This is a genomic window from Afipia sp. GW823-FHT06G09, assembly GCF_058794875.1.
Window position 1 is genome coordinate 436,249 of sequence record NZ_JBXAHF010000004.1, and the last position, 25,323, is coordinate 461,571.

General features: G+C 61.9%; 30 protein-coding genes. 18 read left to right on the forward strand and 12 right to left on the reverse strand.

The features are described 5' to 3' along the window. Positions 1 to 10 precede the first annotated feature (10 nt). Positions 11 to 1,312, forward strand: a complete 1,302-nt coding sequence (locus AC1Q67_RS18875) for an RsmB/NOP family class I SAM-dependent RNA methyltransferase (RefSeq protein ID WP_492236790.1) — start codon at positions 11 to 13, stop codon at positions 1,310 to 1,312. A gap of 6 nt (positions 1,313 to 1,318) precedes the next feature. Here the strand turns inward: AC1Q67_RS18875 and AC1Q67_RS18880 are convergent, their stop codons facing one another. Beyond that, the gene (locus AC1Q67_RS18880) at positions 1,319 to 1,693 is read right to left on the reverse strand and encodes a nuclear transport factor 2 family protein (RefSeq protein ID WP_024574653.1); all 375 of its coding nucleotides are present in this window, start codon (positions 1,691 to 1,693) and stop codon (positions 1,319 to 1,321) included. A gap of 143 nt (positions 1,694 to 1,836) precedes the next feature. Here AC1Q67_RS18880 and guaA point away from each other — a divergent pair, with 143 nt between their 5' ends. Both guaA and AC1Q67_RS18890 read left to right on the forward strand, forming a co-directional pair. Further along, positions 1,837 to 3,432 carry a glutamine-hydrolyzing GMP synthase gene (gene guaA, locus AC1Q67_RS18885; protein ID WP_492236789.1) on the forward strand — a complete coding sequence of 532 codons (1,596 nt, stop codon included), beginning with the start codon at positions 1,837 to 1,839 and terminating at the stop codon, positions 3,430 to 3,432. 33 nt (positions 3,433 to 3,465) lie between these two features. Continuing rightward, positions 3,466 to 4,065, forward strand: coding sequence for a YdeI/OmpD-associated family protein (locus AC1Q67_RS18890; protein WP_492236788.1), 600 nt, complete (start codon positions 3,466 to 3,468; stop codon positions 4,063 to 4,065). Between the two features lie 91 nt (positions 4,066 to 4,156). Here the strand turns inward: AC1Q67_RS18890 and AC1Q67_RS18895 are convergent, their stop codons facing one another. After that, positions 4,157 to 5,158 carry an NADP-dependent oxidoreductase gene (locus AC1Q67_RS18895; protein WP_492236787.1) on the reverse strand — a complete coding sequence of 334 codons (1,002 nt, stop codon included), beginning with the start codon at positions 5,156 to 5,158 and terminating at the stop codon, positions 4,157 to 4,159. A gap of 29 nt (positions 5,159 to 5,187) precedes the next feature. Beyond that, positions 5,188 to 6,051: an alpha/beta fold hydrolase gene (locus AC1Q67_RS18900; RefSeq protein ID WP_492236786.1), complete on the reverse strand. Its 864-nt coding sequence runs from the start codon at positions 6,049 to 6,051 to the stop codon at positions 5,188 to 5,190. 98 nt (positions 6,052 to 6,149) lie between these two features. On the opposite strand from AC1Q67_RS18900, the gene AC1Q67_RS18905 reads away from it, so the two are divergent. Continuing rightward, a complete protein-coding gene (locus AC1Q67_RS18905) occupies positions 6,150 to 6,581 on the forward strand; it encodes a winged helix-turn-helix transcriptional regulator (RefSeq protein WP_024574658.1) in 432 nt (143 codons plus the stop codon). 57 nt (positions 6,582 to 6,638) lie between these two features. On the opposite strand, the gene AC1Q67_RS18910 is transcribed toward AC1Q67_RS18905, so the two are convergent. Both AC1Q67_RS18910 and AC1Q67_RS18915 read right to left on the reverse strand, forming a co-directional pair. Then, entirely contained in the window at positions 6,639 to 7,286 is a 648-nt protein-coding gene (locus AC1Q67_RS18910; protein WP_492236785.1) for a Vgb family protein, read from the reverse strand. Between the two features lie 33 nt (positions 7,287 to 7,319). Further along, positions 7,320 to 8,555: a helix-turn-helix domain-containing protein gene (locus AC1Q67_RS18915; protein WP_492236784.1), complete on the reverse strand. Its 1,236-nt coding sequence runs from the start codon at positions 8,553 to 8,555 to the stop codon at positions 7,320 to 7,322. A 124-nt stretch (positions 8,556 to 8,679) separates the two neighbouring features. Here AC1Q67_RS18915 and AC1Q67_RS18920 point away from each other — a divergent pair, with 124 nt between their 5' ends. The 3 genes from AC1Q67_RS18920 (at position 8,680) to AC1Q67_RS18930 (ending at position 10,299) form a co-directional block, all read left to right on the forward strand. Further along, positions 8,680 to 9,483 carry a DUF899 domain-containing protein gene (locus tag AC1Q67_RS18920; protein ID WP_492236783.1) on the forward strand — a complete coding sequence of 268 codons (804 nt, stop codon included), beginning with the start codon at positions 8,680 to 8,682 and terminating at the stop codon, positions 9,481 to 9,483. Beyond that, on the forward strand, positions 9,480 to 9,719 hold the full coding sequence (locus AC1Q67_RS18925) for a hypothetical protein (protein WP_024574662.1): 240 nt from the start codon (positions 9,480 to 9,482) through the stop codon (positions 9,717 to 9,719). The genes AC1Q67_RS18920 and AC1Q67_RS18925 overlap by 4 nt, the downstream gene beginning before the upstream one ends. Positions 9,720 to 9,816: 97 nt before the next feature. Then, the gene (locus tag AC1Q67_RS18930) at positions 9,817 to 10,299 is read left to right on the forward strand and encodes a DUF411 domain-containing protein (protein WP_492236782.1); all 483 of its coding nucleotides are present in this window, start codon (positions 9,817 to 9,819) and stop codon (positions 10,297 to 10,299) included. On the opposite strand, the gene AC1Q67_RS18935 is transcribed toward AC1Q67_RS18930, so the two are convergent. Further along, positions 10,300 to 11,211, reverse strand: a complete 912-nt coding sequence (locus AC1Q67_RS18935) for a LysR family transcriptional regulator (RefSeq protein ID WP_492236781.1) — start codon at positions 11,209 to 11,211, stop codon at positions 10,300 to 10,302. Between the two features lie 99 nt (positions 11,212 to 11,310). Between AC1Q67_RS18935 and ilvD the strand changes: the two genes are divergently transcribed. Continuing rightward, a complete protein-coding gene (gene ilvD, locus AC1Q67_RS18940) occupies positions 11,311 to 13,161 on the forward strand; it encodes a dihydroxy-acid dehydratase (RefSeq protein ID WP_492236780.1) in 1,851 nt (616 codons plus the stop codon). A 31-nt stretch (positions 13,162 to 13,192) separates the two neighbouring features. On the opposite strand, the gene AC1Q67_RS18945 is transcribed toward ilvD, so the two are convergent. The 4 genes from AC1Q67_RS18945 to AC1Q67_RS18960 all read right to left on the reverse strand — a co-directional run bounded on the left by AC1Q67_RS18945 (position 13,193) and on the right by AC1Q67_RS18960 (position 14,858). After that, positions 13,193 to 13,741, reverse strand: a complete 549-nt coding sequence (locus AC1Q67_RS18945) for a disulfide bond formation protein B (RefSeq protein WP_492236779.1) — start codon at positions 13,739 to 13,741, stop codon at positions 13,193 to 13,195. A gap of 10 nt (positions 13,742 to 13,751) precedes the next feature. Beyond that, positions 13,752 to 13,910, reverse strand: a complete 159-nt coding sequence (locus AC1Q67_RS18950) for a DUF5993 family protein (protein WP_492236778.1) — start codon at positions 13,908 to 13,910, stop codon at positions 13,752 to 13,754. 127 nt (positions 13,911 to 14,037) lie between these two features. Next, positions 14,038 to 14,523 carry an SRPBCC family protein gene (locus AC1Q67_RS18955; protein WP_492236777.1) on the reverse strand — a complete coding sequence of 162 codons (486 nt, stop codon included), beginning with the start codon at positions 14,521 to 14,523 and terminating at the stop codon, positions 14,038 to 14,040. Further along, positions 14,520 to 14,858, reverse strand: a complete 339-nt coding sequence (locus AC1Q67_RS18960) for an ArsR/SmtB family transcription factor (protein ID WP_492236776.1) — start codon at positions 14,856 to 14,858, stop codon at positions 14,520 to 14,522. The genes AC1Q67_RS18955 and AC1Q67_RS18960 overlap by 4 nt, the downstream gene beginning before the upstream one ends. Before the next feature lie 178 nt (positions 14,859 to 15,036). Here AC1Q67_RS18960 and AC1Q67_RS18965 point away from each other — a divergent pair, with 178 nt between their 5' ends. The 3 genes from AC1Q67_RS18965 to AC1Q67_RS18975 all read left to right on the forward strand — a co-directional run bounded on the left by AC1Q67_RS18965 (position 15,037) and on the right by AC1Q67_RS18975 (position 17,441). Next, positions 15,037 to 15,585, forward strand: coding sequence for a 2'-5' RNA ligase family protein (locus AC1Q67_RS18965; RefSeq protein ID WP_492236775.1), 549 nt, complete (start codon positions 15,037 to 15,039; stop codon positions 15,583 to 15,585). A 30-nt stretch (positions 15,586 to 15,615) separates the two neighbouring features. After that, positions 15,616 to 15,963, forward strand: a complete 348-nt coding sequence (locus AC1Q67_RS18970; RefSeq protein WP_024574670.1) for an ArsC family reductase — start codon at positions 15,616 to 15,618, stop codon at positions 15,961 to 15,963. Between the two features lie 152 nt (positions 15,964 to 16,115). Then, on the forward strand, positions 16,116 to 17,441 hold the full coding sequence (locus tag AC1Q67_RS18975; protein ID WP_492236774.1) for a dicarboxylate/amino acid:cation symporter: 1,326 nt from the start codon (positions 16,116 to 16,118) through the stop codon (positions 17,439 to 17,441). A gap of 12 nt (positions 17,442 to 17,453) precedes the next feature. Here AC1Q67_RS18975 and AC1Q67_RS18980 read toward each other — a convergent pair whose 3' ends face one another. Beyond that, positions 17,454 to 18,056, reverse strand: coding sequence for a PAS domain-containing protein (locus AC1Q67_RS18980; protein WP_024574672.1), 603 nt, complete (start codon positions 18,054 to 18,056; stop codon positions 17,454 to 17,456). A gap of 345 nt (positions 18,057 to 18,401) precedes the next feature. Here AC1Q67_RS18980 and AC1Q67_RS18985 point away from each other — a divergent pair, with 345 nt between their 5' ends. From AC1Q67_RS18985 to AC1Q67_RS19015, 7 genes are all read left to right on the forward strand, one after another. Next, a complete protein-coding gene (locus AC1Q67_RS18985; RefSeq protein WP_492236773.1) occupies positions 18,402 to 19,157 on the forward strand; it encodes an ABC transporter ATP-binding protein in 756 nt (251 codons plus the stop codon). Next, complete coding sequence (locus tag AC1Q67_RS18990; RefSeq protein WP_492236772.1) at positions 19,150 to 19,863, forward strand: ABC transporter ATP-binding protein; 714 nt, start codon at positions 19,150 to 19,152, stop codon at positions 19,861 to 19,863. The genes AC1Q67_RS18985 and AC1Q67_RS18990 overlap by 8 nt, the downstream gene beginning before the upstream one ends. A gap of 74 nt (positions 19,864 to 19,937) precedes the next feature. Beyond that, positions 19,938 to 21,158 carry an ABC transporter substrate-binding protein gene (locus AC1Q67_RS18995; RefSeq protein ID WP_492236771.1) on the forward strand — a complete coding sequence of 407 codons (1,221 nt, stop codon included), beginning with the start codon at positions 19,938 to 19,940 and terminating at the stop codon, positions 21,156 to 21,158. A 78-nt stretch (positions 21,159 to 21,236) separates the two neighbouring features. Further along, positions 21,237 to 22,100 carry a branched-chain amino acid ABC transporter permease gene (locus AC1Q67_RS19000; protein ID WP_492236770.1) on the forward strand — a complete coding sequence of 288 codons (864 nt, stop codon included), beginning with the start codon at positions 21,237 to 21,239 and terminating at the stop codon, positions 22,098 to 22,100. Position 22,101: 1 nt separating this feature from the next. Then, positions 22,102 to 23,067: a branched-chain amino acid ABC transporter permease gene (locus AC1Q67_RS19005; RefSeq protein WP_024574677.1), complete on the forward strand. Its 966-nt coding sequence runs from the start codon at positions 22,102 to 22,104 to the stop codon at positions 23,065 to 23,067. A gap of 136 nt (positions 23,068 to 23,203) precedes the next feature. After that, positions 23,204 to 23,848 carry a DUF47 domain-containing protein gene (locus AC1Q67_RS19010; protein ID WP_024574678.1) on the forward strand — a complete coding sequence of 215 codons (645 nt, stop codon included), beginning with the start codon at positions 23,204 to 23,206 and terminating at the stop codon, positions 23,846 to 23,848. 15 nt (positions 23,849 to 23,863) lie between these two features. Beyond that, positions 23,864 to 24,874 (forward strand): inorganic phosphate transporter, encoded by a 1,011-nt coding sequence (locus AC1Q67_RS19015; RefSeq protein ID WP_024574679.1) that lies wholly within the window; start codon positions 23,864 to 23,866, stop codon positions 24,872 to 24,874. Between the two features lie 6 nt (positions 24,875 to 24,880). Here AC1Q67_RS19015 and sugE read toward each other — a convergent pair whose 3' ends face one another. Continuing rightward, entirely contained in the window at positions 24,881 to 25,195 is a 315-nt protein-coding gene (gene sugE, locus AC1Q67_RS19020; RefSeq protein WP_492236769.1) for a quaternary ammonium compound efflux SMR transporter SugE, read from the reverse strand. Positions 25,196 to 25,323: the final 128 nt, after the last annotated feature.

A 25,323-nucleotide genomic window follows, 5' to 3' on the forward strand; every position in this document is an offset into this window, starting at 1 on the left:
AAAGACCACGATGACGCCTGCCGCGCGGCTGTCCGCAGCCATTGAGATTCTCGCAGCGATCGACGCGCAGCGCATCCCCGCGCCGAACGCGCTGAAGGACTGGGGCACCGCGCATCGCTTCGCGGGATCTGGAGACCGTGCCGCCATCGCGGGACTGGTGTTCGATGTGCTCCGCCGCAGGGCGTCGTCGGCATGGCTGATGGATGCCGACACGCCGCGCGCGCGGCTGCTCGGCATGCTCAAGCTGGAGCGCGGACTCAACGCCGATGCCGTCGCGGCACTGTGCGATGGCGGCCGTTTCGCACCGGAGCCGCTGACGGATCATGAGCGCGCCGCGCTTACATCGCGGACGCTGAAGGATGCGCCGGCGCATGTCGCGGGCGATTACCCCGAATGGCTCGATGCTCAATTCGCCGCCGTGTTCGGTGATACGCGTGTGGAGGAAACCACCGCGATGGCCAGCCGCGCGCCGCTCGATCTGCGGGTCAACACGCTGAAGGCAAAGCACGAGAAGGTGCTGGCCTCGATGAAGCATCTTGGCGCGAGAGCCACACCCTGGTCGCCATGGGGCGTGCGGATCGATCTTGGCGCCGATGCGCGCAATCCCGGCATCCATTCCGAAGAGGCTTTCATCAAGGGCGGCGTCGAAGTGCAGGACGAAGGCTCGCAACTCGCAGCCTTCCTGACCGGCGCGAAGCCGGGCGAGCAGGTGATCGACATGTGCGCCGGCGCGGGCGGTAAGACGCTGGCCCTCGCGGCGATGATGCAGGGCAAGGGCCGGCTCATTGCTACGGATCACGACAAGCGGCAGCTTGCGCCGATCCACGAGCGGCTGTCGCGGGCGGGCATTCACAATGTGGATGTGCGCACGCCGAGGGGCGCGGACGATACGCTGTCCGACATCAAGGCATCCGCCGATCTTGTGGTGATCGACGCGCCGTGCACCGGTACCGGCACGTGGCGGCGCAACCCCGATGCGAAATGGCGGATGCGCCCCGGCGCGCTCGAGGTTCGGATCAAGGACCAGCGTGAGGTGCTTGATCGTGCAGCGGGATTGGTGAAGCCCGGCGGGCGGATCGCCTATATCACCTGTTCTGTTTTGCCACAGGAAAACAACGAGCAGGTGAAAGCTTTCACCACGCGCCATCCCGATTACGAGGTGGTGCCGCCTTCGCAGGTGATGTCCGTGCTCTGGGACAAGGCGGATGACTTTGCCGCCGCGACGATCCAGTCGGACGAGGGCCTGCTGATGACCCCGCGCCGCACCGGGACGGACGGGTTCTTTGTGTCGGTCCTGACGCGCCGGACCTAACTCCTGTCAGCCGTGAATGTGGTTGGCTGATCCCTGAACGATCTTGCCGTCGGCATTCACGCGCAGGTACTCGCAGATCTGGTGTCCAAGCTCGTCGCGATAGAACACGACAAGGCTGTCCGGACTGACGAACGCGTTGATCAGCGTGAAATGAAGCTTCGGACGCAGGGGCAGGGCGCGTCCCCAATAGGTGCGCAGATTCTCCTTGCCGCGTAGCCGGCCGTTCTGGTCGAGACCGAGCTTGATGATCTTGTCGGAAACCATCTCGCTGTCATCAGCGTAAAGCGCGAGAACATTGTCGAGGTCCCGGGTGTTCCAGGCGGCGATCCAGGTGTCCGCGAAGGCGGTCCTTTGTTCGAGCGTCTTCTCCAAGGCTTGCACGTTTCTCTCCCGGCTTGTAATTAGGTCAGTATTATTGACCTATATTTCGGCAAGTCAACCGGAGGCTTTTTGATGGGTGGATTGCATCGGCGTGCATGCTTTGCCGGGTTGCGACTCCGCCCCCCGTCGCGTATTTCCTCTCCATGACAGCACACAGCCAGACCGCCCCAGCGACGCCCGACGTGGCGGCCGCTCACGAGAAGATTCTCATCGTCGATTTCGGCTCCCAGGTGACGCAGCTCATCGCGCGGCGCGTCCGTGAGGAGGGTGTTTATTCCGAGATCGTGCCGTTCCAGAAGGCCGAAGCCGCCTTCAGGGAGATGAAGCCAAAAGCTGTGATCCTCTCCGGCGGACCGGCTTCGGTGCTCGATCAGGATGCGCCGTCGGCACCGATGTCGATCCTGACGGCGGGCGTTCCGGTGCTCGGCATCTGCTACGGCGAGCAGACCATGGCGCAGCAGCTCGGCGGCACTGTCGAGGCCGGTCATCACCGCGAGTTCGGCCGCGCGCTGATCGAAGTCACTGATAACTGCGCGCTGTTCGAGGATGTCTGGAAGGTCGGCGAAAAGCATTACGTCTGGATGAGCCATGGTGATCGCGTCACCAAATTGCCGGACGGTTTTCGCGGCGTGGCGAAAGCGCCGGGGTCGCCGATCTCGGTCATCGCCGACGACAAGCGCAAGTTCTACGCGATGCAGTTTCATCCCGAGGTGGTACATACGCCGGACGGTGCGAAACTGATCAAGAATTTCGTGCGTAAGGTCGCTGGCCTCACCGGCGACTGGACCATGCGCGCCTTCCGCGAGGAAGCGGTCGAGAAGATCCGCGCGCAGGTCGGCAAGGGCAGGGTGATCTGCGGCCTTTCCGGTGGCGTGGACTCATCCGTCGCGGCGATCCTGATCCACGAAGCCATCGGCGATCAGCTCACCTGCGTGTTTGTCGATCATGGCATGCTGCGCAAGGACGAGGCCAAGACCGTCGTCGATCTGTTCCGGCATCATTACAACATTCCGCTGGTTCACGTGGATGCCTCGAAGACCTTCCTCGGAGAGCTTGAAGGCGTCACCGATCCGGAAGTGAAGCGCAAGACCATTGGCCGCCTGTTCATCGATGTGTTCGATGAGGAAGCCAAGAAGATCGGCGGCGCGGATTTCCTGGCCCAGGGCACGCTCTATCCCGACGTGATCGAAAGCGTCTCGTTCACCGGCGGCCCGTCGGTGACGATCAAGTCGCATCACAATGTCGGCGGCCTGCCCGCGCGCATGAACATGAAGCTGGTCGAGCCCTTGCGCGAACTCTTCAAGGACGAGGTGCGCGCGCTGGGCCGCGAACTCGGTCTGCCGGACGTGTTCGTGGGACGCCATCCGTTTCCGGGTCCGGGGCTTGCGATCCGCTGCCCCGGCGAGATCACCTGCGAGAAGCTCGATATCCTGCGCGAAGCCGATGCGGTGTATATCGACCAGATCCGCAAGGCGGGTCTTTACGACACCATCTGGCAGGCATTCGCGGTGCTGCTGCCGGTGAAGACCGTCGGCGTGATGGGTGACGGCCGCACCTATGAGTATGTGGTCGGCCTGCGTGCAGTGACATCCACCGACGGCATGACCGCGGACTTCTATCCGTTCGACATGAAGTTTTTGGGCGAAACCGCGACCCGCATCATCAACGAGGTGAAGGGCGTCAACCGCGTGGTCTACGATGTCACGAGCAAACCGCCGGGCACGATCGAGTGGGAATGAGGGGCCGATAAGCGGCGGAGAGCGGGCGAACCCATGGCGCCAGTCATCGTTGATCCCGAAAAGGTTCGCGCGTTCAAGGACGCCGAGAGCTTTCACAAGTGGCTCGCCAGGTATCACGACAAGAGCGACGAAATCTGGATCAAGATTCACAAGGTGGATTCGGGGCTCAAGTCGATTACGCCCAAAGAGGCCATCGATGTCGTGTTGTGCTGGGGCTGGATCGACGGCCAGCGCAAGGGTTTCGATGACCTGAGCTTTCTGCAGCGCTACTCGCCGCGCAGCAAGAAGGGCACCTGGAGCCAGATCAATGTCGACAATGTCGCACGGCTCATCAAAGAAGGAATGATGACCGAGCACGGCCTGAAGCAGGTCGAAGCCGCGAAAGCGGATGGGCGCTGGGATCGCGCCTACAAGAGCGGCAAGGAGATGAAAATCCCCGCCGATCTTCAGGAAGCCATCGACGCCGAGCCGAAAGCCAAGGCGATGCTGGCGAAACTCAGTGCGCAGAATCGCTTCGCGCTGGCGTTCCGCACTCACAACATGAAGACCGAAGCCGGGCGGAAGAAAAAGATCGAGGCGTTCGTCGCGATGCTCAAGCGCGGCGAAACGATTTATCCGCAACGCAAGAAATGAAGCGAGATATGCCGATCAAGGCCGAAGCGGTTTAGCGGTCTTCGCGCGTCGTTTCGGTGGACGTGCACCTTGCCGATCGTTTGTGGTGCGTTTATTTCACCGTGATCGCCACCTTGCCTTTTGCGCGTCCGGTCTCGACGTAGACCAGCGCGTCGCCGGTCTTCTCAAACGGGAACACCTTGTCAACGACAGGGCGAACCGCGCCGGATTCGATCAGACGCGTAATCTCACCTAGCTGCTGCCCATCTGCGCGCATGAACAGGAAGGAATAATTTATCCCGAGCTTCCTGGCTTTACTTCTCACGCCGCGGCTTAACAGGCGCAGCACCAGCTTCAGGAACGGATTCAATCCCAGCGCCTTGGCGAACGCAGGGTCCGGTGGACCGGAAATTGAAATGAGCAGGCCACCCGGCTTCACCACGCGAAGGGATTTTTCGAGCGTGTCTGGATCCTGACTGTTCAGGACGAGATCGTAGCCCGACAGGATTTTCTCGAAGTCCTGCGTCTTGTAGTCGATGACCACGTCTGCCCCCAGACTCTTGACCATCTCCATATTTTTCGCGCTCGTCGTGGTCGCCACTGTCGCGCCGAGATGCTTGGCGAGTTGGATGGCAAAAGTTCCGACACCGCCGGAGCCGGCCTGGATGAACACTCTCTGTCCCGGTTTTACCTTGCCGACCTCAACCAGCGCCTGCCACGCGGTCAACCCGACCAACGGAAGAGACGCGGCTTCTTCCATGCTGACGTTCGCCGGCTTCAGTGCCACGTCGGCTTCGTCGATGGCGATGAGTTCGGCAAACGTACCGATCCGATGATCGCGTGGCCGCGCGTAAACGTTGTCGCCAACCTTGAAACGCTTGACCTTCGATCCGGCCCTGACAACCGTTCCGGCGACATCGTGTCCGAGGATGAAAGGTGGACGATAGGGAAGGATGAGCTTGAACTCTCCATCCCGGATTTTGGAATCCAGAAGATTCACGGCCGTGGCGTGAACCTCGACCAGCACATCATTCTCCCGCACGTCCGGTTCCGGCCGATCGGTCAGGCGCAGAGGACCCTTCTTTTTGTACTTCTCAACGACGAACGCCTTCATGGTTATCTCCTTAAGAGTTAGCAGCGGCGTCAGGCGCCAAGGAAGGAAAGAGCCTTTTTCACGAAGGCTTCGTGATGCTGGAAGATGCCGCCATGTCCGGCGTCTTCGTAGATCACCAGCTCGGCCCCGGAGATGCGCCGCGCCATGTCGATGCTGTTCACGGTCGGAACCATGATGTCGTTGTCGCCGTTGGCGATCAGGACCGGGATTTTGATGGCGGCAAGATTCTGAGGCGGCTGCCGGCCCCAGCCTTTGATCGCCTTGAGTTGCCGCAGGAAAGCGCGGGGAGTGGGCTCCTTGTCGCGTTCCATCTTGCGCTCCTTCAGCCGGGCCAGAAAGGCTTTCGCGGCGCGATGGCCATTCGCTGTCGAGGTGAAGAACAGGTAGAACTTCGGATCCTGGAACGTCAGCATGCCCTTGACGATCAGTGGCCAGGATACCGATCCGACCTTGTCGATACCTTCGCCTCCCGCCGGACCAGTGCCGGTCAGGATAAGTTTTCGGACAAGGCCGGGAGCTTTCAGCGCGACATCCTGCGCCACGAACCCACCCAGTGAAAAGCCCAGCAGATCGACCTGCCTGAAGCCAAGCGCGTCGATCAGGGCAATCGTGTCCCGCGCCATTTCATCAATAGTCACCGGCGCTGTTCCGCCTGATCCGCCGATGCCCCGGTAGTCGGTCGCAATCACGCGATATCTGCTGGCGAGTCCGTCGACGATCCTCGGGTCGAAATTGTCCAGAACCGCGCCCCAATGGTTGAGCAAAACCAGAGGGATGCCGCCGCGCGGACCGAGATCACGATAGGCAAAAGCAGTTCCCCCAACATTGATGGAGAGGTTGGGGGCGTCGGCGTAGCGCACGCCCGGCCCGAGGTTGCCGACAGGCTTCGTCATCGCTGGCTCTCCACTCTGCGTTCAGTTTGTTGTGGAATATCGATGCAAAACGAGTTACTATCATTTCGAAAGTAAGTCACTATCAAAAAGATATCGATATGCAGAATCTTTCAGACCAGCCCTGCCTGATCGCCCGCAGCCTCGCGCTGGTGGGGGACGCATGGAGCATGCTGATCCTGCGGGATGCCCATGGGGGGCTGACGCGCTTCGATGAGTTCCGCAAAAGCCTTGGGATCGCTCCCACGATCCTGACCCGCCGGCTTTCGGCGCTTACGGATGACGGACTGCTGGAGAAGCGGCGCTATTCGGAGCGGCCGCCGCGCGATGAATACGTCCTGACTCAGGCGGGCAGGGACTTCCTGCCGGTGTTGTTTGCGATCAGCGCGTGGGGACGAAAGCACCGTAACAAGGACGGTGTAACCCGGTTCTTCGATGCTGAGATCGGGACGGAGATCGATCCCGTTACGATCGACCGTGCAACCGGCGCTCCGATCGGAACGCGTCAAATTCGTTTCGCTATGCCCGAGTGAGTTGTATCAGGCGATAGGCGCAGGCGCCGGAATTTCCGCCGCTCAACTTTCGCTCGTTTACTTGCCTGCGCTTCGCTTCGGCCGGCGCACGGCGCGCAGCTTTCCGCTCTTTCCGCCGCCGCAGAACAGTTGATCCTTGCCGTCGGATTCAAGGCCTGAAACTCCCGTTCCCGCCGGCAGCGTGAGTTCTTCGAAAACCTCGCCGGTCTGCGGATCGATCCGCCGCAGCGCGCTGTCGTCGCCTTCCCACACGCCGTGCCAGAGTTCGCCGTCGACCCAGGTGACGCCGGTGACAAAGCGGTTCGATTCAATGGTGCGGATGATGGCGCCCGTCTCGGGGTCGATCTGATGAATCTTCTTCTCGCGATACTGTCCGACCCAGAGTGAGCCTTCGGCCCACGCCATTCCTGAATCGCCGCCGTCGCCGGGCGCGGGGATGGTCGCAAGCACGCGCCCGGAGGCCGGGTCGATCTTGCGGATGTTCCTTTCGAAGATCTGGAACAGATGGCGTCCGTCGAAGGCCGTGCCCGCATGCGCGGGGACGTCGATGGTCCGCACAGGCTTGCCGCTCTGCGGGTCAAAAGCGTTCAGCCGGTCGCCGGACGCGAACCAGACATTCCGGCCGTCGAAGGTCACGCCGTGCACGTCCTCTGCGCCGGGAAAGGGGCCGTATTCGTGAAGGATTTCTGCTGCCGCGCGTTTCATTTTCTGCATCTCCGTTGCTTTGACGATCGCAACCTAATCACCCGGCAGGGCTGCAGGGAGTAACAATGTCGTCGTGAATCCGGCGACCGGCGGGGTCATCCAGCGGCGCGCGCGGGCACGGCCGAATGATTGCACCTTGCCGGCGTCCGCGAGTTCATCGAGCGCGCGCTGCACAGTGCGCTGGCTGGCGCCGAGCGCGAGGGCGAGCGCCGAACTCGACCACGACTCGCCGTCGGCGAGAAAAGCCAGCACCGATCCGTGATCCTCTTCGACCGGCGTCGCCAGCACGGCCACATCGCGCGCGCTGAGTGGCGCCAGCGCGAACCCGTCCTTGGTCGCGGTGATGTCCGCCAGCGGCCGCAGCGCCTTGCGAAGCCGCCCGATCTCAACGCGCAGCCTCGCACGATGGGAGTCATCGGCGTGCTTCGCCCTGAAGGCGCGCGCGAGCAGCACGCTTCGAGGGGCGTCTTGCGGCCACGCTTCAGCGAGCGCGCGGGCAAGCGCGAACAGCACCGGACGCCCCGCGAGCGAGACGCTCGTGCCCGCGCTGCGTACGGCATAACGCGCGGCATCCACGATGAGCGTTTTCGAGGTGAGCAGCCTTTCGACGTCTTCGAGCAGGAGAAAACGCTCTTCGCCATGCGCGATCATACGTGCCGCCGGCGTCTTCAACACGCGGGACGCGCTGTCGACTTCCGCCAGCAGCGCGGGAATGTGGGCCTCGCGTGCCGCGCGTTCGGCTCTCACCAGCGCTGCGCGAGCTTCTTTTGTGCGAATTCTCCGCATCGCGATTCCCGCTACGGTCAGTTCATGCGCCGCGCGCCATGCGGGCGGGAGGGGAGCGGGGTCGAGTTCGGCGATCGCGTGCTCGGCCTGGTCGAGTCGCCCAATCAGAAGAAGACGCCTGATCTCGAGGTGCCGCGCGTGGGCTGCATTGACCCAGTCGCCGTGCTGTTCAAGAACCGTACGGGCGCTGTCGAGCGCCTTCACGGGCCAGCCGAGATGACCGGAAACCACGTCGCGCGAGACCAGCGCGATCTCGGCCTCGGCAACGACACATCTGGCGCGCGCCACGGCCTCCTTCGGGCCGAACGCACGCGCGGCCCTTTGCAGAAGCGTTCGTGCCTTGGCGAGGTCGCCGAGCTGAGCCATTGCAAGGCCCCGGAGCGCAAGGGCTGGCGGATCGTTGCGCAGCGCGACCCGGTTCAGTGCTCCGAGAGGATCTCCCGTTGCGAGCGCGCGGGCTGCAGCCGTGATCAGCGAGTCCATCGGAATCCCGCCAAACTTGTCACTCCCACCGTTTCCACATCCGACCTTAAGTCTGTCCCCGAGCACGAACGATCGGCGGTGAACGGCGTTGCGTTCCGAAGACACGAGCCATTCGGAGGTTCCGATGACCACGATTACCTCACCTGAGACGCCCCGGAAAGAAGGACAGAACGCCATGAACACGCCACCTGTTGTTTCGGCAGAAGAATGGGAGGCTGCGCGCGAGCGGCTTCTGGTCAAGGAGAAGGCCCAGACGCGCGCCCGTGACGCGCTGGCCGCAGAGCGCCGGCGGATGCCATGGATGGCCGTGGAGAAGACATACGCGTTCGACGGGCCGAACGGCAAAATGAGCCTGCTCGACCTGTTTCAGGGCCGCCGCCAGTTGATCGTCTATCGCGCGTTCTTCGAGCCCGGCGTGCATGGTTGGCCGGAGCATGCCTGCATCGGCTGTTCGCTCGGAGCCGATCAGGTTTCCAATCCGGTCCATCTCAACGCGCGCGACACCACGCTCGTCTATGCCTCGCGTGCCCCGCAGGCCGATATCACGCGCCTGAAAGCGCGGATGGGCTGGGAGCATATCCCGTGGGTGACCATCACCGACAGTTTCGATGCCGATTTCGGTGTCGATCTGTGGCATGGCCACAACGCCTTCATTCGCGATGGCGACCGCATCTTCCGCACCTACTTCATCAACACGCGCGGCGATGAGGCGATGGGCACGGTGTGGAGCTATCTCGATATGACCGCGCTCGGGCGTCAGGAAGCGTGGGAAGATTCGCCACGAGGTTATCCGCAGGAACGGCCCTACAAGTGGTGGAACTGGAACGACAGTTATGTTCCGGGCGCCGCGCCCGATCCGAAATGGATTGCCGTATCCGATGCCGGCGAGGAAGCGTTCCGCAATAAAGACAACGGTGCGGCGACATGAGCGCGACCTGTTCGGATGCGCCCCGGAACGCAGGCGCGTTCCGGGCAGGCGAGTGGCTGAGCCTTGCGGCCGCGCCGACCTGCGCGGTCATGGCGCTGCTGACGGGTGTTGCCGATGAAAGCGCTCCGGCGTTTATGTGCGCGCACGGCACATCGTTCGGCGGCATGGCCGCGATGTACGGGCTGATGAGTGCGTTCCATCTTGCGCCGTGGCTGAAGCTGATCTTCGGCCGGTAACCTAACCGATCCTTGATTGGATGATGCCGACTGTTCCCGGTATTCTTGCGGGCATGATCGCGCGCGGCGCGCGCCACGGCAGACGAGGAATGGATTGATGACGATTTCGACACGGCGCGCGGTGTTGGCGGGAGCATTGCCCGTGGCGGCATGGCTGGTGCTGACGCGTTATTCGCATGCAGCCGAAGGGCTTCCCCGGATGACCGTGACCCGGGATCCTGCATGCGGCTGCTGCGGCGGCTGGATCGCACATGTGAAGGCGGCAGGTTTTGCAGTCGATGAAATCCAGTCTGCCGACGTCGCACCGCTCAAGACAAAACTTGGCGTGCCTCTGGAGCTTTCCTCCTGTCACACGGCCGAAATCGGCGGCTATGCCATCGAAGGGCATGTGCCGGCCGATGCGATCAAACGGCTGCTTGCCGAAAAACCGCAGGCGAAAGGCCTGGCCGTTGGCGGCATGCCGACCGGATCTCCGGGCATGGAGGTCGAGGGAAGTCCGCCCGAGACATATGATGTGGTTCTCTTTTCGGCCGACGGGCAACGCGTGTTCGCGCGCTATCGCGGAGCGCAGGCGATCTGATCAAACCGCGCCCGCTATCTCGCGTGCGATGCTGACAAAGCGCTCGATGGTCGGCGTGGTGTCTCCAGTGCGCCATGTGATTCCGGTTTCCAGGATCGGCGCGTCACCCGCCAGATCGACATAGCGGACGCCGGTTCGCGCGAGGTTGCGCAGCGAGGCAGGCACGAGCGCGATTCCCATTCCGGCGGAGACAAGACTGATGATGGTCTGCATCTGGATCGCCTCCTGCGCGATCCGCGCCTGTCCACCATGTGCCGTGTAATACTCGGTGACAAGATCGTGGAAGGCCGGCGCGCTCTGCCGTGGAAAGATGATGAGCGGTGCGCTCACGACAGATTCCGGCGCGAGCCGATCCGCCGACAGCGACAGCGTACCATCGGCAATCCAGCTCTCCGGCACGGCTGCGACCAGCGGCTCGGTGACGAGTGGCAGATAGGAGAGCGGTTTGGGCAACCCCGCGTTCGGCGGCGGGATCACCAGACCGACATGGCCGTCGCCCTCGAGCAGGTTTGCGATCTGCACATTGCTGGTGGCTTCCGTCAGCGAGATTTCGACGTTGGGATAGAGCGAAGCATAGCGGCGCACCAGCAGCGGCAGGATGCTGTAGTCGGCGGTGCTGACGAAGGAGAGCGCCAGACGACCGGCGGTGCCGTCGCGCAATTGATGCGCGATCTCGGGCAGGGTGTTTACGCCATCGAGCGCGGCGCGCACATGGGGCAGCCATTCCGCCCCGAACGGTGTCAGCGCCACGCTGCGTTTGGTCCGCACGAACAGCGGCGCGCCGAGTTCGCGCTCCATGGCCATGATGGATTGGCTGAGCGGGGGCTGGGTCATGCCGAGCCGCTCGGCGGCTCGTCCGAAATGCAGGGTGTCCGCGACGGTAACGAAATGCCTGAGTTGCCGGGTATCCACTATTAATACTCTGAGTGACCTATTTTTCCCTGAATAATATATTTTACAGGATCAAAGAACCCCATTATTGGAACCGTTCCAATAAAAGAGGGAACAACCATGCCGGCATACCGCTCCAGAACCTCCACCCACGGCCGCAACATGGCCGGCGCCCGCGGCCTCTGGCGTGCGACGGGCATGAAGGATGCGGATTTCGGCAAGCCGATCATCGCCATCGCCAACAGCTTCACCCAGTTCGTGCCGGGCCATGTGCATCTGAAGGATCTCGGGCAGCTCGTGGCTGGCGAGATCGAAGCGGCGGGCGGCGTCGCCAAGGAATTCAACACCATCGCCGTCGATGACGGCATCGCGATGGGCCACAGCGGCATGCTCTACTCATTGCCGAGCCGCGAACTGATCGCCGACGCGGTCGAGTACATGGTCAACGCGCATTGCGCCGACGCGCTGGTGTGCATTTCCAACTGCGACAAGATCACGCCCGGCATGCTGATGGCGGCGATGCGGCTGAACATCCCGACCGTGTTCGTCTCCGGTGGACCGATGGAAGCCGGCAAAGTCGTCGTGAAAGGCGCCAAGCGTTCGGTCGATCTGATCGATGCGATGATCGTGGCCGCCGACGACAGCTACACCGATCAGGAAGTCGCGGCGGTCGAGCGCTCGGCGTGTCCGACCTGCGGATCGTGCTCGGGCATGTTCACCGCGAACTCGATGAACTGTTTGACCGAAGCGCTGGGCCTGTCGCTGCCGGGCAATGGTTCGGTGCTGGCGACCCATGCCGATCGTGAGCGGCTGTTCCGGGAAGCGGGCCATGTGATCGTTGATCTTGCGCGCCGCTGGTACGAGCAGGACGATGCGAGCGCACTGCCGCGCACGATTGCGAACTATGCAGCATTCGAGAACGCGATGAGCCTCGACATCGCCATGGGCGGCTCGACCAACACCGTGCTGCATCTTCTGGCTGCCGCGCAGGAAGGCGAGGTCGATTTCACCATGGCCGACATCGACCGGCTGTCGCGCCGCGTGCCGTGCCTCTGCAAGGTCGCGCCGGCGAAGAACGACGTTCACATGGAAGACGTGCATCGCGCCGGTGGCGTGATGGCGATTCTCGGCGAACTCGAACGCGCCAAGCTGATCGATACCAGTCTGCCGACCGTGCATGCGCCGACCATGGCCGATGCGCTCAACCGCTGGGACATCGGACGCACCAACAGCGAGTCGGTGCGTAATTTCTTCCGCGCCGCGCCCGGCGGCGTGCCGACGCAGGTCGCTTTCAGCCAGTCCGCGCGGTGGGACGAACTGGACACCGATCGCCAGAAGGGCGTCATCCGCTCGGCTGAGCATCCGTTCTCGAAGGACGGCGGACTTGCCGTGCTGTTCGGCAACATCGCGCCGGAAGGTTGCATCGTGAAGACCGCCGGCGTGGATGAATCGATCCTGACGTTCCGCGGCACGGCGCATGTCTTCGAAAGCCAGGATGACGCGGTGTCCGGCATTCTCGGCAACCGCGTGAAGCCCGGCGAGGTGGTCGTCGTGCGTTACGAAGGCCCGAAGGGTGGTCCGGGTATGCAGGAGATGCTGTATCCGACCAGCTATCTGAAGTCGAAAGGCCTCGGCAAGGTGTGCGCGCTGGTGACCGACGGCCGGTTCTCGGGTGGAAGCTCGGGCCTTTCGATCGGCCACGTGTCGCCGGAAGCGGCTGAAGGCGGATTGATTGGTCTCGTGGAGACCGGCGATCCGATCCTGATCGATATCCCGAACCGCATCATCAGCGTCGAGCTTGACGATGCCGTGCTTGCTGCTCGTCGCGCGGCGATGGAAGCCAAGGGCAGTGCGGCCTGGAAGCCCGTCGACCGGCAGCGCGTGGTGTCGCCTGCGTTGCGCGCTTACGCGGCGCTGACGACCAACGCGTCGCGCGGCGCCGTTCGCGATGTGTCTCAGGTCGAGAAGTAATAGCTAACGCTGATGCGGGCGAGAGCCCGCGTCAGCGTTTCAGCAACTCATAGACGACCGGGTTGTCGGCGCACGCACTGAGGCCGCATTCCAGCAGTGTCGAGATCACATTCAGCGCCGTCAGCCCGATGACCAGCCACACCGCCGTGTGCGCGAAGGTGGTCATCGCAGGCGGCACGGATTCCTGCTTCTCGAACTGCCTGTCGAACAGCAGGGCGATGGCGATCATTGCGATGGCCACAATGAATCCCAGCAGCGCCCACGTATAGTAATGATAGCCGAACAGCGCCGAGCCGTAGCCGGCGTCACCGGGCATGATGTGCAACAGAACCTGACGCGTCGAAACCATCGCTCCGACAAGCGCGGCCAGCAGCGACAGTGCGTAGTGGCTGGGCCGTGGCCCGAAGCGGATGTTCAGCATCGGCCCGATGGCGAGTGCCGCGAACATGATGCGCTGAAGCAGGCACAGCGGGCAGGGCAGTTCGTTCAGCATGAACTGCGCGGCAAACGCCGCGGCGAGCACCGCAGCAACACCGTAGAGGCCGAGGGCGTTGAGGGTGACGGCGCGTTCCGGGGACATGCGATGCGCCTCAGAACGACAGCTTGAGCGTGTCGGTTGCGTGATGAAGGTAAGTCGCGACGCACGCGATCAGCAGCACGCCTAACAGGGACATTGCAAGCGCTCGCGAGCCGCGCCACGCGACACACATCACGATCGCTGCGGCCAGAAATAGCGCGGTAAATTCCATCTTCGCTTCCCCAGCGGATATATGGATTTACTCTACGCCAGATTCGGCAATCGCGGTCTTGCATTTCAAACAGCGTAACGCCGCCGATGACGCTTGCGCGTCACCGGCGGCGTTGTTCGGGACCGCGTTACCCCTTTACATAGGCAGCCAGCTTTTCCAGCGTCTGCATGCCGAGTTCGACCGCACCGAACTTCATGACGGCATTGCGCGCCTCGATGGACGGGAAGACTGACGTCCTGGTCAGCAGCGTCCGCTTTGGGCCAAGTGCCTTGAAGGTGGTCGTGACCTCGAATGCGTTCGGATCGTTGTCGATGTCCGAACCGTGGCGATAGTCGAGGCGTTCTGCCGGCGTGATGTCGCGATACTCGATGCGGTTCGGATAATCGGTGCCGTCCGGACCATGCATGGTGAAGCGGAACAGGCCGCCGACGCGAAAGTCCATCGCGAGAACCGTGATGGTGAAGCCATTGGGGCCGTACCAGGCCTTCAACGCCTCGGCCTCGGTGAAGGCGCGGAACAGCACATCCGGCGGAGCATCGAATTCGCGTTCCATGGTGATGGTGGGCTGATCGGCCGGTGAGCTTGCCCTGACTTTGAGAGTCGCCGCTGTCATGAGTCTGTTTCCTTTGACTGGATGTCTTTCAAATACAGATCGAGCTTGCCGAAGCTCTCCTCCCAGAACCGCCGATATTGATCGAGCCATTCGGTCGCTTCCTTCAGCGCCTTGGGTTCGAGGCGGCATGGCCGCCACTGGGCCGTGCGCCCGCGCGTGACGAGGCCTGCGGTCTCCAGAACTTTCAGGTGCTGGGAGACGGCGGGGAGGCTCATGTCGAACGGCTTCGCCAGTTCCTGCACGGAGGTCTCGCCAAGCGCGAGGCGGGCGAGGATCGCGCGCCGCGTGGGATCGGCGAGAGCCTTGAAGGTCATGTCGAGAGCGTCTGCTGGCATGGCTCAACCTGTATTTAAGTAGATGCTTAAATACGATGGGAAGATCTCATCGTCAAGCCCGAAAATCCCCTTGCATCTCGGACTTCGGCATCAACAATGTTCGTTGTTTGTTCTATTGCGCAAGCAGGTTCAGATCGTGCCCGAACAGCTTGTTTTTCAAGGATTTGAGCATCAGCTCTTGCATGAGCCTACGGACGGATTGTTCCTGGCCGTGGTGCCGCCGGCGAGTATGGCTGATCGCATCAGCAACCTGATTCCGGAGCTTCGTGCCCGTCACGGATTGAGAGGCGAGCCGCTTTCGCCGAGGCGGCTCCATGTCACGCTGCACTATCTCGGCTCATACAACGGTTTGCCCCGGAAACTCATGGAGACGGTTTGCGCGGCGGCACCGGCAGTTTCAATGCCGCCGTTCGAGATCAGCTTTGATCGTGCCCTGAGCTTCACCAGCAGGAAAAAGGCAAGGCCCTTTGTACTGCGGGCAGGCGGGGACGTTATCCCGCTGCTGGGGCTTCACCGCGCCGTGGGTGAGGCCATCACAAGAGCTGGCCTTGGCCGGTGGGTGACGCGGCATTTCACACCGCATATGACGTTGCTTTACGACAGGCGGCTGGTGGACGAGCACCCGATTGAATCGCTCGGCTGGACCGTGACCGATTTCGTTTTCGTGCACAGCCTTGTCGGCCAGGGAGTGCACAATCATCTCGCGCGCTGGCCGCTACAGCGCTAAATCCTGTTTCAGAAATGCGAGGGATTGAGCTTGCCCATCACCATCTACGGCATCAAGAACTGCGACACGATGAAGAAAGCGCGCGCGTGGCTGGACAAGCATGGTGTCGACTACAGTTTTCACGACTACAAGACCGCCGGCATCGACAAGGACCGCCTTGCGCGCTGGAGCAAGACCGTCGGCTGGGAAACCTTGCTGAACCGGGCCGGCACCACATTCCGGAAGTTGCCGGATGCCGACAAGGCCAACCTCACAGAGAAGAAGGCGATGGCACTGATGCTTGCTCAGCCGTCCATGATCAAGCGTCCCGTTCTTGAAGTTCGCGGCAAGCTGCTGGTCGGCTTCAAGCCGGAGAACTACGCGGCGGTGGTCGGGTAGGCCGCGCGAAGCTGCGGCACGGAACCTTCGTCAGGATGCTGCCGATAAAACGTTATTGATCCGCCGATTTTCCTTGAGGGGTGCGACGTTCTGGCGCACCGTCGCGGGACGTGCCATTTTACCGTCCGCGCTCTTCCCTCAGGATATCTCCGATGACAGTCACCGCCGCGCCATCAGTACCGGCCTCAACAAAATCGCCCTGGTATTCCATCCTTTATGTTCAGGTGCTGATTGCCATCGCACTCGGTGTTCTGGTCGGACATTTCTATCCGGGCACCGGCAAGGCGCTGAAGCCGCTCGGGGACGGCTTCATCTCGCTGATCAAGATGATGATCGCGCCCGTCATCTTCTGCACGGTGGTGCACGGCATTTCCTCGATGGGCGATCTCAAGCGCGTCGGCCGCGTGGGCCTTAAGGCTCTGCTGTATTTCGAAGTCGTCTCAACGATCGCGCTGGCGGTGGGCCTGCTCGTCGGTGAAATCGTTCAGCCCGGCAGCGGGTTCAACATCGATCCTGCGACGCTCGATCCGAAGGCTGTTGCGACTTACGTCCACAAGGCGAGTGAAGAGGGGATCGTCTCGCACTTGATGGCGATCATCCCGAACAGTTTCATCGGCGCTCTGGCGAATGGCGATCTGTTGCAGGTGCTGCTGGTCTCCATCCTGTCGGGTTTCGCGATTGCCTTCATGGGACCCGCGGGCGAACCGATCGCAAATGCCATCGACATGGCCGCGAAAGTCTTCTTCGGCGTGATCCGCATCATCGTCCGTGCGGCGCCGATCGGCGCATTCGGTGCGATGGCCTTTACGGTTGGCGCTTACGGGCTCGGCGCGTTGTGGAATCTGGTCGCGCTGATCGGTACTTTCTACCTGACCAGCATGCTGTTCGTCTTGCTGGTGCTCGGCGGGATCGCGCGGTTCGCGGGATTCTCCATCCTGCGCTTCATCGCCTACATCAAGGATGAGCTTCTGATTGTGCTTGGCACCAGCTCATCCGAAACCGTGCTGCCCAACATGATCAAGAAGATGGAGCGGCTCGGTGCATCGCGCGGCGTGGTCGGTCTCGTGATCCCCACCGGCTACAGCTTCAATCTCGACGGCACCAACATCTACATGACGCTGGCGACGCTGTTCCTTGCGCAGGCGACCAACACGCATCTGACGATCTGGCAGGAGCTTGGCATTCTTGGCGTTGCGATCATCACCTCGAAAGGCGCATCGGGCGTAACGGGTGCTGGCTTCATCACACTGGCTGCCACGCTTGCGATCGTGCCGGATATTCCGATCGCGTCGCTGGCGATCCTGGTCGGCATCGACAAGTTCATGAGCGAGTGCCGCGCGCTGACCAATCTGATCGGCAACGGCGTTGCGACCGTGGTGATCAGCCGCTGGGAAGGCGAACTCGACAAGGACAAGCTGCACGAAGCGATGGCGCATCCCATCGAACTCGGCGAGGCGATGGAAAACGTCCGTGCATAGCCGTCGTAATTGTTAGACGAACTCGATGGTGTCGCCGGGCGCGATCCGCCCGGGAGCCTTGTGGAACAGGTCCCGGTCGATGACGGCGCGCAACTTGTAGTTCGGCGGCATATCGTTCGCCCGCATCAGGTTTCTGATCTCGAAGCCGCCGTCGTCGGAAATCGTCTTCAGCGAGGCGATGATCCGGTTGACACCGTCACCGTCTGAGAAAGGCATCAGGAGCCGCTCGTAATCGACCTTGCGGCCGTAAAGGTCGCTGACCTGCGAGATCGTGAACATCGGGAGTTGCCTCCGGACACATTCCCGGTAGATCGGCATGACAACCGGCGCGAGTTTGGCGCCCATATATTCTTCAAGGTCGCGTCCCTTGCCGGCGGTCCCGAATGCGATCGACATCCGGTCGCCGTCGCTCTCGATGAAAAACCGGGGTGCGCCGCCGGAGCAGTCGGCCAAGATGTAGACGAGGTCGTCGCGCTCATCGGCGAGACGATCGGGACGATAATCGTCAAATGCCGGCAGGCGCTCATGCCTGGCATAGAGCCGCAGCCAGAAATTCAGAAGCTCGCGCTGCTTGATCGACTTTACGACAGGCGGACCTGCGCTTTCGAAATCCATGGCCGCAATCCCCGCTACAACTGAGGGAAAGTCCTTGCCAGCAATCATCGGTTTGCGGTCGAAATATTTGATGAAGAGGAGACTTGGGCGAATATTAGGCTTAACGATGCGTTTCCGGGCACCTGAAAGAGAGCCGGAATAGCCCTAGGTGGCGGTGGACATTATGCTTTTTGCGCATTACGCATCGTGCGCTGGGCAGCATTGCAGCTTGCGCATCGCTAACAATTCGCTGCATATTCCCGGCCGAGTTACGGGTCGAGGGCGGCTTTCTGACAGCCGGGGGACTCGGCAACCAAAACGGCCACGCGCGGAAAACCTGCGTGAAGGCTGACAGGGGGAAATTACTTGTCTGATGAGTTCATTCTAGAAACCTCTGGGTTGACCAAGGAGTTCGCGGGTTTTGTGGCCGTGAGCGACGTCAATCTGAAGGTTCGTCGCGGCAGTATTCATGCACTGATCGGCCCGAACGGGGCCGGCAAGACGACATGCTTCAACCTGCTGACCAAGTTCCTGAAACCGACGCGCGGCGAAATTCGCTATAAGGGGCAGGACATTACCGCGATGGCGCCGGCCGATGTGGCGCGCCTGGGTCTTGTCCGCTCGTTCCAGATCTCGGCGGTGTTCCCGCATCTGACGGCGCTGGAGAACGTGCGGGTCGCGTTGCAGCGCCAGCACGGCTCGTCGTTCGATTTCTGGCGCTCGAAGTCGGTGCTCGACCGCTTCAATGGGCGTGCGCGGGAACTGCTCGAGGATGTCGGTCTCAGCGAATTCGCCAGTACGCCTGCGGTGGAAATGCCCTACGGCCGCAAGCGCGCGCTGGAGATTGCCACCACACTGGCGCTCGATCCGGAAATGATGCTGCTCGACGAGCCGATGGCCGGCATGGGCCATGAAGACATCGACAAGGTCGCCGCGCTGATCAAGCGCATCTCGCAGAAGTACACGATCCTGATGGTCGAACATAACCTCAACGTCGTCGCCAACCTGTCCGATACGATCACCGTGCTGACGCGCGGCAAGGTGCTGGCGGAAGGCGACTACGCCACGCTCACGAAGCATCCGCAGGTCAAGGAAGCCTATCTGGGAGCTGGCCATGAGTAATGCGGGCGCTCCGGTGCTGACCGTCAAGAATCTCGAAGCGTGGTACGGCGAGTCCCACATCCTTCACGGCATGAACTTCGATGTGCGCCCGGGCGAGGTGGTGACGCTGCTCGGCCGCAACGGCGCGGGCAAGACCACGACGCTGAAATCGGTGATGGGAATCATCGGCAAGCGCACGGGCTCCGTCGAGTTCGAGAACAAGGAGATGATCCGCCTGCCGTCCGACAAGATCGCGCGCCTTGGCGTTGCGTTCTGTCCGGAGGAGCGCGGCATTTTCGCGAGCCTCGACGTCAAGGAAAACCTGATGCTGCCGCCAACCATCCGCGGCGGCGGCATGACCCTCGACCAGATTTTCGAACTGTTCCCCAATCTCAAGGAGCGTCTCGGCAGCCAGGGCACCAAATTGTCCGGCGGCGAGCAGCAGATGCTGGCGATCGCCCGCATCCTGCGCACCGGCGCGCGCTTCCTGATGCTGGACGAGCCGACCGAAGGTCTTGCACCGGTCATCATCCAGCAGATCGGGCACATGATCAAACGCCTGAAGGCGGAAGGCTTCACCATCCTTCTGGTCGAGCAGAACTTCCGTTTCGCCTCGACGGTCGCCGACCGCTACTACATCGTCGAGCACGGCAAGATCATCGATGCGTTCGCAAACTCCGAACTCCAGGCCAACATGGAGAAACTGCACACCTATCTGGGTGTGTAACGGCAACTTTTTAGAACAGAAAGTCCACGAGTAACGACAACGCCGCAACAAGCGGCATCCAGGAGGAAAAGATAATGAAAAACACGATTTCGGCACTCATGCTGGGTACCGCGCTGATGGTCGGCGCAGGAACCAGCGCGTTCGCGCAGGACAAGGTCGTCAAGATCGGCAACCTGACCGACATGTCCGGGCTTTACGCCGACGTGGGTGGAGCGGGCTCGACTCTTGCCGCGCAGATGGCTGTCGAGGACTCCGGCCTCGCCAAGAAGGGCTGGAAGATCGATGTCATTTCGGCAGATCACCAGAACAAGCCTGATGTCGGGACCACGACGGCCCGTCAGTGGATCGACGTCGAGAAAGTTGACGTGATCGTCGACGTTCTGAATTCCGGCGTTGCGCTCGCGGTGAAGAACGTCGTCACCGAGAAGAACTCCATCATGATCAACTCCGGCGCGGCGTCGTCGGATCTGACCAACGCGCAGTGCTCGCCGAACGTCGTGCACTGGACCTACGACACCTACATGCTGGCCAACAGCACCGGCACGGCGCTGGTGAAGGCCGGTGGTGACACCTGGTTCTTCCTCACCGCTGACTACGCATTCGGCGCCGCGCTCGAGCGCGACACCACTGCGGCCGTGACCAAGGCAGGCGGCAAGGTTCTCGGCAGCGTCAAGCATCCGCTGAACTCGTCGGACTTCTCGTCGTTCCTGCTGCAGGCGCAGGCCTCGAAGGCGAAGATCGTCGGTCTGGCGAACGCCGGCGGCGACACCACGAACTCGATCAAGCAGGCGGCCGAATTCGGCATCGTCAAGGGCGGACAGAAACTGGCCGGCATGCTGATGTTCATCAGCGACGTCAATTCGCTCGGCCTGAATGTTGCGCAGGGCCTGAACTTCACCGAGACGTTCTACTGGGACCTGAACGACAGCACGCGACAGTTCTCCAAGCGCTATTCTGAGCGCATGAAGAACAAGGCCATGCCGACCATGGTGCAGGCGGGTGTCTATGCCGGTCTCATGCACTACTTCAAGGCGCTCGAGGCACTCGGCGGCAACCCGCACGACGGCAAGGCCGTCGTGGAGAAGATGAAGTCCATGCCGACCGACGACGCGCTGTTCGGCAAGGGCCTGATCGAGCCTAACGGCCGCGCACTTCATCCGGCCTATCTGTTCGAGGTAAAGAAGCCGTCGGAGTCGAAGGGTCCGTGGGACTACTACAAGCTCGTCGGCACGACGCCCATGGACAAGGCCTTCCGTCCGCTGTCGGAAAGCGTCTGCCCGCTGGTGAAGAAGTAATCGCAAATTCGCCCGGCGGCTTTGCGCCGCCGGGCATTTCTCAATATCGCTCCAACTGCGCGCGAAAGAATCGATACGATGCAAGCTCTCTACGCCCAGCTTCTGGTTGGACTGATCAACGGCTCGTTTTACGCGCTGCTGAGTCTCGGGCTGGCCGTTATTTTCGGAATGCTCAACATCATCAATTTCGCGCACGGCGCGCTCTACATGATGGGTGCGTTCGTTGCTTACTTCCTGCTGAACCTTTTCGGCGTCAACTACTGGTGGGCGCTGATCCTCGCGCCGGTGATCGTCGGCGGCTTCGGCATCCTGCTTGAGCGCACCATGCTGCAATGGCTGACCGGGCTCGATCATCTCTACGGCCTGCTGCTGACCTTCGGCATGGCGCTGATCATCCAGGGTGTGTTCCAGAACTATTTCGGCTCGTCCGGACTGCCTTACGCCATTCCCGATCTGCTCAAAGGCGGCGTCAATCTCGGCTTCATGTACCTGCCGATCTATCGCGGCTGGGTCGTTGTATTCTCGCTCGTGGTCTGTCTTGCGACTTGGTACCTGATCGAGCGCACCCGGCTCGGCGCCTATCTGCGCGCCGCCACAGAGAACCCGACGCTGGTGCGCGCGTTCGGCATCAACGTGCCGCGCATGATCACGCTGACCTACGGTCTTGGCGTGGGGCTGGCCGCACTCGCCGGCGTGCTCTCGGCGCCGATCAATCAGGTGCGTCCGCTGATGGGCGCGGATCTCATCATCGTGGTGTTCGCCGTGGTTGTGATCGGCGGCATGGGATCGATCATGGGCTCGATCATCACTGGCTTCGCGCTTGGCGTGATCGAAGGCCTGACCAAGTATTTCTATCCCGAGGCGTCCAACACCGTGGTCTTCGTACTGATGGTGCTGGTGCTCCTCGTAAAGCCGACTGGACTGACGGGGCGGGCGAACTGACATGACCACGATTACTGACAACGCCGCTCCCGTGAAGGGCCGCACCAGCGACGAAATGATCGCGTTCGTCATCATGACGGTCCTGCTGGCCGTCGTGCCGCTGACCGGGCTCTATCCTTACTTCGTGATGCAGGCGCTGTGCTTTGCGCTGTTCGCCTGCGCGTTCAACCTGCTGATCGGCTACGGCGGCCTGCTGTCGTTCGGCCATGCGATGTTCCTCGGCACCGCGGGCTATGTGACCGCCCACGCCCTGAAGGTCTGGGGCGTCTCGCCCGAGATCGGGATCATTCTGGGTGTTGCGGCATCCGCCGCGCTCAGCGTCGTGACCGGCCTGATCGCCATTCGCCGCCAGGGCATCTACTTTGCGATGATCACGCTGGCGCTGTCGCAGCTGCTGTTCTTCATCTACCTGCAAACCCCGTTCACCCACGGCGAAGACGGCATCCAGGGCATTCCGCAAGGCATGATGTTCGGCGTGTTCGACCTGTCGAAGCCAACCACGCTTTATTACGTGGTGTTGGCGATTTTCCTGCTCGGCTTCCTCGTGATCTACCGGGCCATCAACTCGCCGTTCGGCGAGGTGCTCAAGTCGATCCGCGAGAACGAACAGCGCGCGATCTCGCTCGGCTACAAGACCGACCAGTACAAGCTGCTGGCGTTCATCCTGTCCGGCACGCTGGCGGGTCTGGCAGGGGCGGTGAAGGTGTTCGTGGCGCAGAACGCCTCGCTGACCGACGTGCACTGGACCATGTCCGGCGAAGTCGTGCTGATGACGCTGGTCGGCGGCCTCGGAACGGTGTTCGGCCCGGTGGTCGGCGCCTTCGTGATCATCGCCATGCAGCAGTATCTGGCCGGCTTCGGCCAGTGGGTGACGGTGATTCAGGGCGCGATCTTCGTGATCTGCGTGCTCACCTTCCGTCGCGGCGTGATCGGTGAAATCGCCCACTATTTCAAGCGATCGCTGTAAGCGCCCGATTTCACGAGCGTTTTGCCTCGATAAATCAGTGGATGACCGGCGTTTGGGCGCCGGGCTTTCGCCTGTTGGTCTGCGAAACGGTTTATGACAGATATGTGACGCGTTCTGTCGTGCCGGAGAAAGATCAATGCTTGGTTGGTTTCGTAGGTTGCTGCCGCGGGAGGAGCGGTTCTTTGACCTGTTCGCCCGGCATTCTCAGGCAGTGGTGCAGGGGGCGGAAGCGCTGGAAGGAATGATGCGCGGCGGGGAGGAGACCCCGGTTTACTGCCAGCGCGTCAACCAGTTCGAAAACGACGCCGACCAGATCACGCGCGAAGTGCTGACCGCCGTCCGCCGGACCTTCATTACGCCGTTCGACCGCGGCGACATCAAGAATCTGATCACGGCGATGGACGACGCCATCGACCAGATGCAGCAGACCGCCAAGGCGGTGATGCTTTTCGAAGTGCGGATCTTCGAGCCGCCGATGCGCGAGATCGGCGCCATCCTCGTGCAGTGCGCGAATCTCGTCGGCAAGGCCGTGCCGCTGATGCAGGCGATGGGCGCGAACGTCACCACGCTGACCGCTTTGACCGAGGAAATCACGCGGCTTGAAGGCCGCGTCGACGATCTCAACGACATCGGCTTGAAGGAGCTTTTCCTCAAGCACCGCGACGGCAACACGATGGACTTCGTGGTCGGGGCGGAAATCTACAAGCATCTGGAAAAGGTCGCCGACCGCTTCGACGACGTGGCCAACGAGATCAACAGCATCGTGATCGAGCAGGTTTAAGGTCAGGACCGCACAGTGGACGCCTCGCTCGCTTTCCCCATCCTGGTCGGATTGATCGCCGTCGCACTGCTGTTTGATTTCCTCAACGGTCTGCATGACGCCGCCAACTCCATCGCCACGATTGTTTCGACCCGCGTGCTGCGGCCGCAATACGCGGTGGCATGGGCGGCATTCTTCAACTTCATCGCCTTCGCCGTGTTCGGCCTGCATGTGGCGCAGACCATCGGCACCGGGATCATCCATCCCGAGGTGATCGACGCGCATGTGATCTTTGCCGCGCTGATCGGCGCCATCGTGTGGAATCTGGTGACGTGGGGCCTCGGCATGCCGTCCAGCAGTTCGCATGCGCTGATCGGCGGACTGCTCGGTGCCGGCATGGCCAAGGCCGGGACTTCGGTCATGGTCTGGAGCGGTTTGTCAAAAACGCTGCTTGCGATTGTGCTCTCGCCGCTGGTCGGATTTTTGCTCGCCCTGTTGCTGACGGCGATTGTGTCATGGGCGGCGGTGCGTTCGACGCCGTTCGCGGTCGATCGCGCGTTCCGTATCTTGCAGTTCGCGTCGGCCTCGCTGTATTCGCTCGGCCATGGCGGCAACGATGCGCAGAAGACCATGGGCATCATTGCGGTGCTGCTGTACTCACAGGGCTATCTCGGAGGCGAGTTCAGCGTACCGTTCTGGGTGGTGATTGCGTGTCAGGCGGCGATGGCGCTCGGCACGCTGATGGGCGGCTGGCGCATTGTGCGGACCATGGGCCTGCGCATCACCAAGCTGACGCCGATGCAGGGATTCTGCGCCGAGACGGGCGGGGCGGCGACCTTGTTCGCCGCGACGTTCCTGGGCGTCCCGGTCTCAACCACCCACACCATCACCGGCGCAATTGTCGGCGTCGGCGCAGCGCGCCGCGTGTCGGCGGTGCGCTGGAATGTGGCGAGTTCGATCGTCTGGGCCTGGATCTTCACGATCCCCGCCGCTGCGCTGGTCGCAGCAGCCACCTATTATGCCGTGACACTGGCGGGCTGGCGCTGATCTTTCTTACGCCACGACCTTGAGGCCGACGATTCCCGCCACGATCAGCCCGATGCAGACGATGCGGAGGATGGTTGCGGGATCGCCCAGCAGCCAGATGCCGAGGATGGCGGTTCCGACCGAACCGATGCCGGTCCAGACCGCGTAGGCAGTGCCCACCGGCAGCGTCTTCAGCGACAGGCCGAGCAGAAGGACGCTGGCGATCATGCTCACGATGGTGAGGACCGACGGCGTCAATTTTGTGAATCCGTCGGTATATTTCAGGCCGATGGCCCAGCCGATCTCCAGTAAACCCGCAACAAACAGCATGGTCCATGCCATGGCGAATACCTCCACAACAGGGCCGTCCCTGCGGATATGTGAGTGAATCGAGGCCGTCCTCGTTGCCTGAACATGCCTCACGGGCAAAGAAGATGCAAGTGCATGGAGTTCAAATACCCTTGATCCTG